Source organism: Actinomadura oligospora ATCC 43269 (genome assembly GCF_000518265.1).
Classification (GTDB): domain Bacteria; phylum Actinomycetota; class Actinomycetes; order Streptosporangiales; family Streptosporangiaceae; genus Spirillospora; species Spirillospora oligospora.
Window position 1 is genome coordinate 430,876 of sequence record NZ_JADG01000007.1, and the last position, 14,010, is coordinate 444,885.

The 14,010-nt window shown below is 70.2% G+C and carries 13 protein-coding genes; 6 read left to right on the forward strand and 7 right to left on the reverse strand.

The genetic code is table 11. The features are described 5' to 3' along the window. Positions 1 to 15: 15 nt before the first annotated feature. Positions 16 to 1,518: a beta-N-acetylhexosaminidase gene (locus P696_RS44785; RefSeq protein ID WP_245627607.1), complete on the reverse strand. Its 1,503-nt coding sequence runs from the start codon at positions 1,516 to 1,518 to the stop codon at positions 16 to 18. Between the two features lie 194 nt (positions 1,519 to 1,712). Here P696_RS44785 and P696_RS0111335 point away from each other — a divergent pair, with 194 nt between their 5' ends. Then, the gene (locus P696_RS0111335; RefSeq protein ID WP_026412431.1) at positions 1,713 to 2,156 is read left to right on the forward strand and encodes a ribonuclease domain-containing protein; all 444 of its coding nucleotides are present in this window, start codon (positions 1,713 to 1,715) and stop codon (positions 2,154 to 2,156) included. Here P696_RS0111335 and P696_RS0111340 read toward each other — a convergent pair. The 5 genes from P696_RS0111340 to P696_RS0111360 all read right to left on the reverse strand — a co-directional run bounded on the left by P696_RS0111340 (position 2,138) and on the right by P696_RS0111360 (position 8,678). After that, positions 2,138 to 4,012 carry a helix-turn-helix domain-containing protein gene (locus P696_RS0111340; RefSeq protein WP_211245695.1) on the reverse strand — a complete coding sequence of 625 codons (1,875 nt, stop codon included), beginning with the start codon at positions 4,010 to 4,012 and terminating at the stop codon, positions 2,138 to 2,140. The genes P696_RS0111335 and P696_RS0111340 overlap by 19 nt on opposite strands. Before the next feature lie 150 nt (positions 4,013 to 4,162). After that, on the reverse strand, positions 4,163 to 5,506 hold the full coding sequence (locus P696_RS0111345) for an MFS transporter (protein ID WP_026412433.1): 1,344 nt from the start codon (positions 5,504 to 5,506) through the stop codon (positions 4,163 to 4,165). Between the two features lie 149 nt (positions 5,507 to 5,655). Further along, positions 5,656 to 6,498, reverse strand: a complete 843-nt coding sequence (locus tag P696_RS0111350; RefSeq protein WP_084337239.1) for a 3-hydroxybutyrate dehydrogenase — start codon at positions 6,496 to 6,498, stop codon at positions 5,656 to 5,658. A gap of 76 nt (positions 6,499 to 6,574) precedes the next feature. Beyond that, positions 6,575 to 7,642 (reverse strand): 3-hydroxybutyrate oligomer hydrolase family protein, encoded by a 1,068-nt coding sequence (locus P696_RS0111355; protein WP_245627608.1) that lies wholly within the window; start codon positions 7,640 to 7,642, stop codon positions 6,575 to 6,577. Between the two features lie 346 nt (positions 7,643 to 7,988). Further along, complete coding sequence (locus P696_RS0111360; RefSeq protein ID WP_034484148.1) at positions 7,989 to 8,678, reverse strand: TetR/AcrR family transcriptional regulator; 690 nt, start codon at positions 8,676 to 8,678, stop codon at positions 7,989 to 7,991. Positions 8,679 to 8,755: 77 nt separating this feature from the next. Here P696_RS0111360 and P696_RS0111365 point away from each other — a divergent pair, with 77 nt between their 5' ends. Both P696_RS0111365 and P696_RS0111370 read left to right on the forward strand, forming a co-directional pair. Beyond that, on the forward strand, positions 8,756 to 10,348 hold the full coding sequence (locus tag P696_RS0111365; protein ID WP_026412437.1) for an ABC-F family ATP-binding cassette domain-containing protein: 1,593 nt from the start codon (positions 8,756 to 8,758) through the stop codon (positions 10,346 to 10,348). A 12-nt stretch (positions 10,349 to 10,360) separates the two neighbouring features. Beyond that, positions 10,361 to 11,005 (forward strand): transglycosylase SLT domain-containing protein, encoded by a 645-nt coding sequence (locus P696_RS0111370; protein WP_051467322.1) that lies wholly within the window; start codon positions 10,361 to 10,363, stop codon positions 11,003 to 11,005. 70 nt (positions 11,006 to 11,075) lie between these two features. On the opposite strand, the gene P696_RS0111375 is transcribed toward P696_RS0111370, so the two are convergent. Further along, positions 11,076 to 11,531, reverse strand: coding sequence for a hypothetical protein (locus P696_RS0111375; RefSeq protein WP_026412439.1), 456 nt, complete (start codon positions 11,529 to 11,531; stop codon positions 11,076 to 11,078). A 262-nt stretch (positions 11,532 to 11,793) separates the two neighbouring features. On the opposite strand from P696_RS0111375, the gene P696_RS0111380 reads away from it, so the two are divergent. The 3 genes from P696_RS0111380 to P696_RS0111390 all read left to right on the forward strand — a co-directional run bounded on the left by P696_RS0111380 (position 11,794) and on the right by P696_RS0111390 (position 13,317). Continuing rightward, positions 11,794 to 12,255, forward strand: coding sequence for a hypothetical protein (locus P696_RS0111380; RefSeq protein ID WP_026412440.1), 462 nt, complete (start codon positions 11,794 to 11,796; stop codon positions 12,253 to 12,255). Beyond that, positions 12,252 to 12,560, forward strand: a complete 309-nt coding sequence (locus P696_RS0111385; protein WP_026412441.1) for a winged helix-turn-helix domain-containing protein — start codon at positions 12,252 to 12,254, stop codon at positions 12,558 to 12,560. Before P696_RS0111380 ends, P696_RS0111385 begins: the two co-directional genes overlap by 4 nt. A 163-nt stretch (positions 12,561 to 12,723) precedes the next feature. Beyond that, positions 12,724 to 13,317, forward strand: coding sequence for a hypothetical protein (locus P696_RS0111390; protein ID WP_026412442.1), 594 nt, complete (start codon positions 12,724 to 12,726; stop codon positions 13,315 to 13,317). Positions 13,318 to 14,010 lie beyond the last annotated feature (693 nt).

Consider the following 14,010-nt stretch of genomic DNA (forward strand, 5'->3'; position numbering starts at 1 on the left):
CCTAGCCGTACCTGCTTAAGGGAGGCCGGGGACGCCGGGTCGTTGTTGATACGGCCGCGGCCCACCCGGCCTCCTGTAGTCCACGCCCATGGCGTCCAGCCGGGCGTAATGCTCCTCGCGCATGCGGCGATCGAAGTCGTCGTAGTCGCGCCCCTCGGACGGCGACCAGACCGCCTCGGCGAATGCCGCGAGCCGTGGGAAGACCATGTAGTCGATGCGCTGCTGGCTTTCGGTGTGTTCCGTCCACATGTTCGCCTGCGCGCCCAGGACGTGGTCCGCGCTCTCGGTTCCGGCGAGTTCCGGTGAGACGGGCTCGAATTCGTACACGCTCCTAAGCGTGTGCACCCTGCCGAACGGGACCGGCTCGTCCGGGCCGTCGCTCTGCCTGTGGTCGAGATAGACCTCTTGCGTCGGGCACATGATGACGTCGTGGCCCGCCCTAGCGGCGGCGACGCCACCTTCACGTCCACGCCAACTCATTACGGTCGCCCCCTCGGCGAGGCCGCCTTCGAGGATTTCGTCCCAGCCGACCAGTCGACGGCCGCGTTCGGCGAGCCAGCGGTCGAAGTGGCGGATGATCCACGACTGGAGGCCGTTCTCGTCGTCCACGCCGAGTTCCCTTATGCGGGCCTGTGCGGACGCCGACGCCTTCCATTCGTCCTTGGGGCACTCGTCGCCGCCGATGTGGACGAACCGGCTCGGGAAGATCTCCAGGACCTCCTCCAGGACGCCCTCGAGGAACCGCATGGTCTCCTCGCTCGCGTTGAGGACGTGCGGGTTGACGCCCCAGTCGGTCTTCACTTCGAGCGCGGCGGTGTCGACGACGTCGGTGTTGCCCAGCTCCGGATACGCGGCGATCGCGGCCTGCATGTGCCCGGGAAGGTCGATCTCCGGGACGACCGTGATGTGCCGTTCCGCCGCGTAGGCGACGATCTCGCGGAGGTCGTCCCGGGTGAGGAAGCCGCCGTGCGACCGCTCGTCCCAGAGCTCCGATCCACGTCGGCCGATGCGCGTCCTGCGGCGGGACGACCCGACCTCGGTCAGCCTCGGGTACCGCTTGATCTCGATGCGCCAGCCCTGGTCGTCGGTCAGGTGCAGATGCAGGACGTTCAGCTTGTGCGCGGCGATCAGGTCGACGTACCGCAGGATGCCGCTCTTGGGGGTGAAGTGGCGCGCTATGTCCAGCATGAAGCCGCGCCAGCGGAAGCGCGGCGCGTCCTCGATCTCGACCTGGGGCAGCGTGCGCGGCGCGTCGAAACCGGCCTGGCGGAAGGCGTCCGGGCCGAGCAGCTGGCGGAGCGTCTGGCGGCCCCAGAACACGCCCGCCTCGTCGCCGCCGACGATCTCGACGGCTCCGTCGGCGCCGACCGTGAGGCGGTATCCCTCGGGCGGCAGCGACGCGTCCAGTCGGGTGCGGACGGTTCCGTCGAAGGGCACGCGGTCGGCCGCGCGATCGGTTGCGTGGTCGGCCGCGAGTGAGATCCGGGCGGGGCGGGGCACCAGATTCAAGATCGTCACTCTGACGATCCTCTCCGCGTCCACACCTCTCCAAACCGGCGCTTTACGCCCACCACCGGGGACAACAGGGTGTCCTGAACGGGACGGAGAGGTGACCGGGACGCGGCGCACGGGATTTTGGCCACTCTTGCCATATTTCGGACGCGTCCCGATTGGCGACCATGACGATGTTCGTCCCTCGCCAAGGAGGCCCCGTGAAGCAGTATGCGAAGAAGCAGGACCGACGGCGGACGGCCCGCGCGTCCTGGACCCGGCGCGCCGTCGTCAGCGTCGTCGCCGCCGCGTCCGTGACCAGTGTCGCGGTCAACGTCGTCCCGTCCGCGAACGCGTCGGTCTACCAGACGTGCACGATGACCAAGTGCGCGGACGGCAGCAAGGCGGCGTCGATCTGGGCGTCGAAGGGCTGGCCGTCGAACAGCGGCTGGTACGCGTGGCCGGACGGCCGCTACAACTACACCGGCGGCGTGTTCCAGAACCGCGAGGGACAGCTCCCGAGCGGGGTGACCTACCACGAGTACGACGTGTACTCGCGGGCCAAGTACGCCTCGCGCGACGCGTACCGGATCGTCCACAGCAGCACGGGCAAGGTCTACTTCTCGCCCGACCACTACGCGAACTTCTACCTGCTCAGCCAGTGAAGCCTGAGCGCTAGCTGAAGCTCCAGCGCGCGGGACGGGCTGTTCCAGTCGTCGCCGAGGAGCTGGCGGACGCGGTCGAGCCGCTGCACGACCGTGTTGACGTGGACGTGGAGGGCGCGCCTGGCCTCGGTCAGGTTCGCGCCGCTCCGGTAGTACGCGTCCAGCGTCCGGACCAGCTCCGTCCCGCGTCGCCGGTCGTAGTCGACGACCGGCCCGAGGACGTCGCGCACGTAGCCCTGGACGTCCGCGCGGTCGCCCAGCAGGACGCCGAGGAACCCGAGCGCGGACGGGTCCGCGCCGCCGCCCTTCCGTCCGAGCGTGTGCAGCGCGCGGACGCACCGCAGCGCCTCCTCGTAAGCACCCGGAAGACGCGCCGGACCCGTCACCGGATCAGACGCTCCGGTCGTCACCGGAACGCCTCCCAACGCCTCGCCCAACTCTCCTGACAACGTCTGGGCAAGTGCACCGGGCGCGTCGGTCGGCGCGAGTAGGACGACGTTCCCGTTGTGCGTTCCGGCGAGCCCTCCCAACGCGCGCGCACGACGCGAAACCTCGGCCAGCAACCGCTCCCGCCGGGACGCGTCGCAGTGCAGAACGAACACCGCGTGCGCACGAGAGAAGACCACACCGAGCTTGCGTGCGCGCAGCGTCAGACTGTCGGCATTACCTCCAGTCAGGAGGTCTCCCAGGAGGTCGCCGCGCACACGGTCTTCCGCTTCCGCGACCGACCGCCGCAGCAGCAACAGAAGCGCCGTGACGAGCCCGGCGCGCTCGAAAAGGCGGCGGTCGCCGTCGGTCAGATCCGGACGCCCAAGCAACGCCATCGTGCCTAGCGGTTCCGCGCCCGCGAGCACCGCGTAGATCCACGTGCCGTCCACCGGGACCGCCTGACCGCTCGCGCCCGATGCGGCCACACCCTCCGCCGGGGGAACGAACGGCTCGGCCGCGACGCGGGCGACCTCCGCGCCGTCCGCGTCGTGCACGACGAGCCCACCGCCGAGCAACGCGACGATCTCGCGTGCCACGTCCGTCGCGTCCCCGCCGCGCAGGACGAGCTCGGTCAGCCGGTCATGGATCGCGGCGGCGCGGCGCATGTCCGCGCTCCGCGCGCGTGCGGTCTCGGTCGCCGCGTTCAGCTCGGTGAGCGTGGCGCGCGTTTCCTCCAGCAGCCGCGCGTTGTCGATCGCGACGGCGGCGTGGTCGGCAAGGGAAGACAACAGCGTCACCGCGTCCGGGTCGAATTCGCGCGGGCGGCGGTCGGCCGCGTACAGAACACCGATCACGCGCGTCCCGACGCGCATCGGAACGCCGAGGATCCCGCGTAGCCCTTCCTCGCCGACCGCGTCGTCGATCGTGGTCGTGTGGTGGAAGCGTGTGTCAGTGCGGTAGTCGCGGCTCGCGTAGGGGAGCGCGGTCTGCGCGACGAGTCCGCCGAGTCCTTCGCCCATGCCAAGGCGCAGCTGCTGGAAATTCGCGGAGACCGAACCGTCCGTCACGCGCATGAACGTGTCCCCGGCGGTCGGGTCGTTGATCGTCAGATACGCGGTGTCGGTGCCGAGCAACGTGCGCGCGCGATGCACGATGGCGCGCAGCACGGCGTCCAGGTCGCGGAGCGCCGCGAGGTCCCCAGCACTGTCGAAGAGCGCCGCTAGTTCCCGTTCGCGCCGGCGGTGCTTCTCGAGCGTCCGGCGGATGTCGAGCGCTGTGCGGGTCGCCTCGTCCACGAGCGCCTGCTCGTCCGGGACGACACCGGCGGCGCGCGCCTCCGCGGCCGGACGCGCGAAGTCCTCGGCGGGCGCGCCGTCCGCGAGCAGTCCGAGCAGCGCGCGCATCGCGGACAGGGCGGGGTGGTCCATGCGGTTCATCGTCGCAGCCTTCACGCCGGGGCCGCCCGCGCTCGCGGACGACCCCGGCCTCCGTGGACGGTCAGGTGAAGCGACCGACGTCAGATCGCGCGCCACGTGGCGTCAGGTCGCGCGTGCCGCGTCCTGGCGACCAGGTCGCCGTCAGGTTGCGCGGGCCGTGACGGTGGTGGGGCTCGGACCGTCCGCCTCCGCGCGGGCGAGGTCGCGTCCGCGGGTCTCGCGGGCGACGGCCACGGTGAGCGCGGTGACGACCGCGGCGAGGCCCATGTAGATCGCGATCGGGACGGACGAGTCGTACTCCTTCAGCAGCTCGACCGCGATGATCGGCGCGAGCGCCCCGGCGAGGATCGACGACAACTGCGACCCCATCGACGCGCCCGAGTACCGGACGCGCGTGTCGAACAGCTCGGACACGTACGCGGCCTGCGGCCCGTACATCGCGCCGTGCAGGACGAGCCCGACCGTCACCGCGAGCGTGATCGTCGCGAACGACCTGGTGTCGAGCAGCGTGAAGAACACGAGCGTCCACAACGCCATCCCGCCCGCGCCGAGCAGCATCACCGGACGCCGTCCGACCCGGTCCGACAGCGCGCCCCACCCGGGGATCACGAGGAAGTGGACGGCCGACCCGATCAGCACGGCGTCCAGCGCGGTGGACTTCGGCAGCTTCAGGTGCTGGGTCACGTAAACGAGCAGGAACGAGGTGAGGATGTAGTACGAGATGTTCTCGCCGAACCGGGCGCCGATCGCGACGAGGACCTGCCGCCAGCCCGTCCGGAACACGTCCACGACCGGGACGCGCTCGTGCGCGCGCTGCTGCTTCTTCGCCTCCAGGAACAGCGGCGACTCGCTGACCGACACGCGGATCCACAGGCCGATCACCACGAGCACGCCGGACAGCAGGAACGGAACGCGCCAGCCCCACGCGCGGAACGTCTCGTCCGACTGGACGGACGCCAGCAGCGCCAGCACGCCGGTCGCGAGCAGGTTGCCGCCGGGCGCTCCGGACTGCGGCCAGGACGCCCAGAACCCGCGCTTCCTGTCGCCGCCGTGCTCGGACACGATCAGCACCGCGCCGCCCCACTCGCCGCCGAGCGCGAACCCCTGGACGAGCCGCAGCGCGGTCAGCAGCAGCGGCGCCCCGACCCCGAGCGTCGCGTACGTCGGGAGCAGGCCCATCGCGAACGTCGCGCCGCCCATCATCACCAGGCTGACGACGAGCAGCTTCTTGCGTCCGACGCGGTCGCCGAAATGCCCGAACACGACGCCGCCGAGCGGCCGCGCCGCGAACCCGATCGCGTAGGTGAGGAACGCGATGAGCGTCCCGGTCAGCGGGTCGGCCTTGGGGAAGAAGATCTTGTTGAAGACGAGCGCGGCGGCGCTTCCGTAGAGGAAGAAGTCGTACCACTCGATCGTGGTGCCGATGAGGCTCGCGCTGACGATCCGCGCGATGCCCTTCGACCGCTCTCTCCCGTTTTCGGGCATGGCTGTATCGGGGTGGGACATGGGGGGCTCCGTCCTGGGCTGAGGATGGGGACTTGCGGTGCCTGGGGGACCGGCGGGCTGGGGCTTGTCGCGGGCTGTTGGGCGAGGCTGTTGGGCGGGGCTGTCGGGCGGCGGCTATTGGGCGGTGGCTATTGGGCGGTCCAGCCGCCGTCCATGGAGAGGGACGAGCCGGTCACGAAGCTCGTATGAGGGCCGCAGAGCCAGAGCACGGCGGCGGCGACCTCCTCCGGTTCGATGAGGCGCTTGACGGGCGTGCGCGCGAGCAGGACGTCGCCGACGACCTCGTCCGGTGGGACGCCGTGGACGGCCGCCTGGTCGCGTATCTGGCCCTCCACGAGCGGCGTCCGGACGTATCCGGGGTCGACGCAGTTGCTCGTGACCCCGTGCGGCGCGCCCTCCAGCGCGGCGACCTTGCTGAGGCCCTCAAGGCCGTGCTTGGCCGCGACGTAGGCGGACTTGTAGGCGCTCGCGCGCAGGCCGTGGACGCTGGAGATGTTGATGATCCGCCCCCAGCCTCGCGCGTACATGTGGGGGAGCGTCCGCCGCATCAGCAGGAACGGCGCGGTCACCATCACCTGCTGGATGCGGACGAACCGTTCGGCCGGGAACTCGGGGATGGGCGCGACGTGCTGCAGGCCCGCGCTGTTGACGAGGACGTCGGCCGTGGCGGGCAGCGCGTCGACGGCGGCGGGGTCGGCGAGGTCGGCGACGTGCGCGCGCCCGCCGATCCGCTCCGCGACCTCCTTGGCCGCCTCGCCGTCCAGGTCCACCACGTGCACGTCGGCCCCGGCGGCGGCGAGCGCGACCGCGCACGCCCGGCCTATGCCGCTGCCGCCGCCGGTCACGAGCGCCGTCCGGCCGTCCAGCGCGGTCGGCCCACCCAGCGCGGTCGAACCGTCAACCGCGGTCGGGCCCTCCGGCGCGGCCGGGCCGTCCAGCGGTGGTGTTCCCGCAGGCCAAGAGTTCGTCATGGCCCGAACTGTAAGGTGGGTCACACGCGCTGCCCATGGTGTCAACCCACACACTCTGTCCGTTCCAAGTGGTGGTTCAGCCCAGGGGGCAGGACGAGACGAGGTCCGGAGCGGGGACGTCCGGGCGCGGGACGGTCCGGCTGGGCGGCGGCGCCTCGCCGCGTCCGATCCAGCGTTCGAGGGCGGTGAACGCCGACCGATGACACGGGACGAGCGGACGCAACCGGTCGGGGAAGGCGTCGAAGAGCGAGTCCACGTGCGTCCCATCCTCGATCCGGTAGTAGCGGAACATCGCGCCGCGCCCCTGCGCGCGCACGAGCCGCGCGTACACGTCCGAGTCCTGGCTGATCGGAAGCAGCCCGTCCAGCGTGCCGTGGACGGTGATGAGCGGCTTTCCGATGCGTCCGGTCAACGCGACCTTGGCGACGGCCCTGTGCACGCTCGCCGGACGGCTCCGGTAGTCGTAGTCCTCATCCGCGCCCGTGTAGCCGGGATCGAACTTGGCGCGGTAGATGCGTTGCGTGAGCCCCCAGTAGGACTGGCTGTAGAACGGCCACAGGAACTCCGATTCGGCAGGGAACCCTGCCTTCACCACAGCGTCCTTGTCCTGTGGATAACCGCGCAGGGCGGGCGGCAGGAACGTGAACAGGTTCGGCCCGTCCGTTCGCCAGAGTGTGCCCTCCCAGTCGACTCCCCCGTCGTACAGCTCGGGATGGTTCTCCAGTTGCCAACGCACGAGATACCCACCGTTGGACATGCCGGTAACGAGCGTCCTGCGCGCCCGCTCCCGATACCTCTGCCGGACGACCTCCTTGGCGGCCCGCGTCAGCTGCGTTAGGCGGAAGTTCCACTCCGCCATGGCATCGCCCGGTCGCCTGCCGTCCTTGTAGAAATCGGCTCCGGTGTTGCCCTTGTCCGTGGAAGCGAAGGCGTACCCGCGCGCGAGCACCCAGTCGCCTATGGCGCGGTCATTGGCGTACTGCCCACGCACGCCCGGGGTGCCGGACACGACCAGCCCACCGTTCCAGCGGTCGGGCAGTCGGATGACGAACTGGGCGTCGTGATTCCACCCGTGATCGGCGTTGGTCCTGGACGTGTCGGGGAAGTACCCGTCGACCTGCACACCGGGAACGCCGCTCGGCACCGGCAGATCCTTCGGCGTCAGGCCCGCCCAGTCCGTGGGCACGGTATGCCCTGATGCCACCGTCCCCGCCGTGGTCAGCTCATGCAGGCACGCGACTTCTTGGTACTCCGCGCCAGGCACCCTGACGCCCGACGGACAGGACTCGGCGCGCGCGCCCGCAGGAGCCACGATCACGCCTGCGGCCACAAGCAGTGCTGTCAACGATCTGAGCGGCATCGGAACCTCCCGATGTTGGGGGACAGATGCCGCGGACGCTAAATCCCCCTGCCGCCACGCGACATGGTCACGCCCACCACCATCGCTCCCCCACCGATGTCGCCCATCACCACCCCCGCACGCGGACGGACTAAATGTCGTCGACGACGCTGCCCCGGATGCCCCTGATGAGGTAGTCAAGCCCGCGTCGGAACGCGGCGTCCCAGTCGTTGTCGCTGGGATGCCCGTGTTCCGCGAGCGTCGGGTAGCTGTCGCGGTCGGCCGCGAGGATCTGGTCGGCGGCGTCCCGGGTGGACGACTCGTCCGACCCCCGCCACGACGCCTGGCTGATCGCGGCGCCGACCACGAAGTGCGACAGCCCGTAGGCCGCCGCGGTCAACGGCGCACCCGTCAGCCCGGCGCGCCTCAGCGTCGCGTGCAGGAACTCCGTGCGCGCGAGGACGTTCGGGCCGAGCATCGGACGTCCCATCAGCGTCGCGGTCCACGGGTGCCGGAGCATCACCGCCCGCCACCGCGTGACCATCGCGGTGACGTCCGCGGCCCAGTCGCCGGACACGTCCGGCACCTCGGCCTCGGCGAACACCGTGTCGAGGGCCAGGTCGAGCACGTCGTCCTTGGTGTCGACGTGCCAGTACAGCGTGGTCGAGCCGGTGCCGAGCCGCTCGGCGAGCCGCCGCATGGTCAGCCGGCCCACGCCCTCCTCGTCCAGCAGCGCGACCGCTCCGGCGACGATCCGTTCACGGGACAGGGGAGGCGCCTCACGCCGTCCGCCCGGCCGCTTCAGCCAGATGTCGCCCGCGCGTCCTCGCCTGGTGCTCATGGCCGTCCACTCTAGTACGGTGAACGAGAACCGGATCAATGTTCTAGTGACTGGATCAACGTTCGAGAGGTGCGGTCGTGGGGCACATCGACGTGAGTGACCTGGCCTATGCGCTGCCCGACGGAAGGCCGCTGCTGCACGGCGTCTCGTTCCGCGTCGGGCGCGGAGCGAAGGCCGCGCTGGTCGGGCCGAACGGCGGCGGCAAGACGACGCTGCTCAGGCTCATCGCGGGCGATCTGACGCCGTCCGACGGGACGGTCGCGAGCACAGGCGGCCTCGGCGTGATGCGGCAGTTCACGCCGGACGACAAGACCGTCCGCGAGCTTCTGCTCTCGGTCGCGCCACCGGAGGTCCAGGCCGCCTCTGCCGCATTGGCGCGGGCCGAAGCCGTGCTGTCCGACGACCCCGGCAGTCAGCTCGCTTATGCCGAGGCCATCAGCGAGTTCACCGACGCGGGTGGCTACGACCTGGAAGTGGCCTGGGATGCCTGCACGACGCTGGCGTTGGGCCTGCCCTACGCGACCGTTCGAGATCGGAGGGCGGGAACGCTTTCGGGTGGCGAGCAGAAGCGACTCATGCTGGAAGCCCTGCTGCGTGGTCCCGACGAGGTTCTGCTCCTGGACGAGCCCGACAACTACCTCGACATACCGGGGAAGGAGTGGCTGGAAGAACAGCTACGCGCGACCACAAAGACCGTCCTACTCGTCTCGCATGACCGACGCCTCCTGGCCGGGGCCGCCGACCGCATCATCACCGTCGAGTCAGGGACGGTCTGGGTGCACGGCGGCGGCTTCAGCACCTACGCGGGCGCGCGCCGCGACCGTGTCGCCCGCATGGACGAACTCCGTCGGCGCTGGGACGACGAGCACGCCCGGCTGCGCCGCCTCGTCCACACCCTCCGGCAGCGCGCGGCCGCCAGCGACGCGGTCGCCTCGTCCTACCAGGCCGCCCGCACCCGGCTCGCGCGCTTCGAGGCGGCCGGGCCGCCCGAACCGCCGCCCCGCGTCCAGAACATCCGCGTTCGGCTGCGCGGTGGACGCACCGGAAAACGTGCTGTGACCTGCGAGGATCTCGCACTCACCGGGCTGACGGAACCGTTCGGCCTGGAGGTCTGGTACGGCGAGCGCGTCGCCGTCCTCGGGGCGAACGGATCGGGTAAATCGCAGTTCCTGCGCCTGCTCGCCGACCCGACCGCGGTCGCTCACCAAGGCGTCGCGCGGCTCGGCGCGCGCGTGGTGCCCGGCCACTTCGTCCAGACCCACACACGTCCCGACCTGCGCGACCGCACCCCGGACGAGATCATCACCACCGACTTCGGAGTGCCTCTGAACGACGCCATGCGCGCGCTCGCCAGGTACGAGCTCGCGCGCACACGCGGGCAGTCCTTCCAGACCCTGTCCGGCGGACAGCAGGCGCGCCTTCAGATCCTGTTGCTCGAACTCTCCGGCTGCACGCTTCTCCTGCTGGACGAGCCGACCGACAACCTCGACCTGGCCAGCGCACAAGCGCTCCAGGACGGTCTTACCGCGTACAACGGCACCGTCTTGGCGGTGACCCACGACCGGTGGTTCGCGGAGGATTTCGACCGCTATCTGGTTTTCGATCCGGACGGGGGCGTCCGCCAACAAACCACCCCGATGTGGCAGTGTGGTGATCGGGCTCGTGAATGACCGGGGGCGCGGGTGAAGGACAAGCGCGGCAACCTGATCTGGCTGGTTCTGCCGTTGGCCGTCGTTGCTGCACTGCTCACAGTGAAGAACGGGGACTCCGGTAAGCCGGACGCCGCGGAGAAGCCCGCCGCCAAGCCGTCCGCCACGCGCGCAGACGAGCGGCAGCCGGGCGATCGGTCCCCTGACCATTTCGCCTCGCAGGTGCGGCAGTACGCGCGCGAAGCGAAGGTCGATCCGACGCTGCTGATGGCGATCCTCTACAACGAGTCCAACAAGCCGCACGACCCGGAACTGGAACGGACCTGGCAGCGGTTCAAGCCGGACGCCGCGTTCGGCATCGCCAACATGCACAAGGCCGCCTTCAACGACACCAAGGACGGCCGTCCCTTCGAGAGTCGCCGCTGGGAGGAACTGCCGGACGATCCCGCACTGGCCGTCCGCGCCGCGGCCTGGTTCCTACACGATCTCGCCCGGCAACTACCGTCCGACCGGTCGTCCGACTTCAGCAAGTCGGACCTGCTGGCGCTCGGCTACAACGCGGGCGCGGGGAACATGCGACTGTTCGCCGAGGGGACGAAGCCGGGCGCGATGGCCGGGTCCTATCTGAAGCGCCTGCACGAGAACTGGGGCAAGGCGCAGATGGCGCTGGGGCGGTAGCCCGGGAGCGGAGCCGCGAACGGGGAGCGGCCCCGGATACGGCAGGCGACGTCGCCGCCTCCGATATCGGTCAACCCGCGACTTCGCGGATGACCGTGGCGATCTGGCCGCTGAAGCTGACCTTCGCGAACCGCGGCGCGGACTTGACCCACATGTCCATGTTGTCGGTGGTGCAGCGGTTGTCCGGACGGGCCGCGTCGTCCGGGCACTTGCCGCCCGCGACGATCAGGACGGTGTCGGTGGCGGTGAAGAAGGCGGTGTTCCCCACGAGGAACTTGCCCGGCGCCAGGTAGGACAGCTTGCCCGTGGCCGCGTTGACGCCCCCGCCTCCCTGATGGGACGGCGCGGTCGTGTGGTGCCCGCTGCCGGGAGCGACCGTCCCCTTCGGCGCGCCGGACGGTCCACCCAGCGGTGCCGTCGACGACGGAGCTCCGTCCGCCTTGTCGTCACCGGTCACCTTGACGTTGCAGGCCGACAGGCCGACGGCGAGGGCGGCGGCGGTCGCGATCGTCAGGATCTTGCGCATGGGTTCGTCTCCGCAGGTCAGGGGCGCTCTTGGTGAGCGCGCTCACAGTCTGGTGAGACCCGGGTCCCGCGTATTTGGTTGGCCGGAAAGTGGGTGATCAGAACCACGCGGCATCGGACGAACTTCTCAGTTCGCCCGGTCGATCGAACCCTCTTCCGCTCCGGCCGTCTTCCACAGCCCGGAAAGTACTTGACGGATCGGAAAGAGGAAAGTACTTTCCTTCATGGAAAGTACTTCACGAGAAGGACAGGAGACCCCCCCGATGGACCGCATGCCGAACGCCGCCGAGGCTCTGGCCGAGATCGAGCGCACCCAGCAGAAGGCGTTCGCCGGGCAACGCCTCCCGCTCTGGTGGCTGCCGGCCGTGGTCGCCCTGATCACGGTGGTGTCGATCGCCTTCGACCTGCACGGCGCCACCAGATCCGTCCTCCTGATCGGGGCGGCGCTCGGCCTGGCCGTGATGACCGCCGTGCTCGCCCTCCGGGCGCGCGTGAAGAGCAGGCGCCAGGTCTGGACGCCCCGCGCCGCCGCCTGGGCGAGTGCCTGGCTCCTCTCGTTCTTCGTGCTCTTCGGCGTCACTCCGCCCCTGGTCTGGCTCGTCACCGACTCGGCGATCTGGCCGAAGATCATCTCCGGCGTCGTGGTCTCGCTCTACGGTGTGATGACCATCCGGTGGGCCGAGCGCCAGATCATGGCCGACACGCAGGGAAAGGTCGCCCAGTGAACCTCGACCCGGTGATCCACGCCCCCGTGCGGCTCCAGATCGTGTCCCTGCTCGCCGCCGCGACCGAGGCCGAGTTCTCCTTCGTCCGCGACAACCTCGAGATCAGCGATTCCGTCCTCTCCAAGCACGCCGCCGCCCTCGAGACCGCGGGCTACGTCCACATCCGGAAGGGACACGTCGGCAAGCGCCCTCGCACCTGGCTGAAACTCACCGACCAGGGCCGCGCCGCCTTCCGCGAGTACGTCGCCACCCTCCAGCAGATCGTCGGCCAGCCCCTGACCGACGTCACCGAGGAGGCCGGCTGACCTCCCCTGACAAGCCCACCGCACCGCCCCAGCGACCAGCCCAACCCGCGCGACCAACCCCCGCGCCCAGCGTGCGACCACCCCCCCCGCGCCCTGCGTGCGACCAACCCCACGGCTGGCCCAACGGCCCTCGTAGTCGCCCGAATGCGCTTGGATTTCCGACATGCCGATCAGCCCACCAGCCGCCGCGCATCCGGTCGCCGAACCCGTCCCCCACCTGCTCAGGCTCAAGACATCACTGGTCAAACGCTGGTCCCACACCCGGATGCGGGAGCTGTTCGAGGAATTCGACCTCGCCACCTACCTCTGGGCCCTGAACCGCGAGCCGGAGGCCCTCGAGATCCTCGACTCGATCACCAGCGCGATCCCCGCATCGAACGGCGACTACAACATCTGGTCACCCGTCGTCGCGATGCACGCCCTCCAAGCCCGCATCCTGCGCGCCGCCCCCACCTCAGGTGAGAACGGCCCCGAACAGGCCGCGTCCAAGGCCGTCCTCGCCGACCCCGGACTGGCCGACAACCCGTCCTACATCGCGTCCCTGGTCACGGAAGCCGAGCCCAAGTTCCAGGCGGCCGCCGCCGAACGAAGCCGCGCGTCCTCCTGCCGCAACCTCTCCCGCGTCCTCCTGCCCCTCTTCGTCCTCTCCGAACTCACCAGAGCCCGCCACCCGTTCACCGCCTACTACACCCCGTCCGAACCCGACCGCCTCATCCCCATGGGCCGCCAAGCCCTGGCCACCCGCCTAACCCCCTGAACCACAATCGAGCGCAAGGCAGTGACCGAGGAACCCGGTGGTCATCTCCACCCCGGACACGGCGCGGACGGGATGCCCCATCAGCCGGCTCCCGGGCCGCGCATACTCCCCGAGCTCCCCGACGGGAAAGAACCCGAGTTCGGTAAGGACGGCGTGGGAGGCATATGGTGCCGCGCCCTTTGCTGAGGACGAGCCCAAGCAGACCCCCGACCATCCACCTGACCACCCCGCCACTGCGTGCCCACCCCCCAAGGACGCCAGCTCAAGACGCGAGCCCCGAAGCCGCGGACGACCGCCGCGGAGAACGCCCTGCAGTCACCAGCCTGCCCGGAGGGCCAGCTCAAGACGCGAGCCCTGAAGCCGCGGACGACCGCCCGCGGAGAACGCCCTGCAGTCACCAGCCTGCCCGGAGGGCCAGCTCAAGAACGCGAGCCCTGAAGCCGCGGACGACCGCCCGACCGAACGCCCCGGAGGCGCTGTCCCGAGGACGGCAGTGCAAGGACGCGAGTCCCAGAAAAGCGCTGACGACCGCGCGCGGCGAACGGCCTGCAGCCGCCAGCCCACGGCTGGCGTCCGCGGCTCTCGACCACCACAGACACCGGGACCCCACCCCGCCAAGGACGACCATGGCCGCGGCACCTACGACTGGTCGGGACGACTCGCCCCGCTCACCGCCCGCAGCGCCCCCACCCC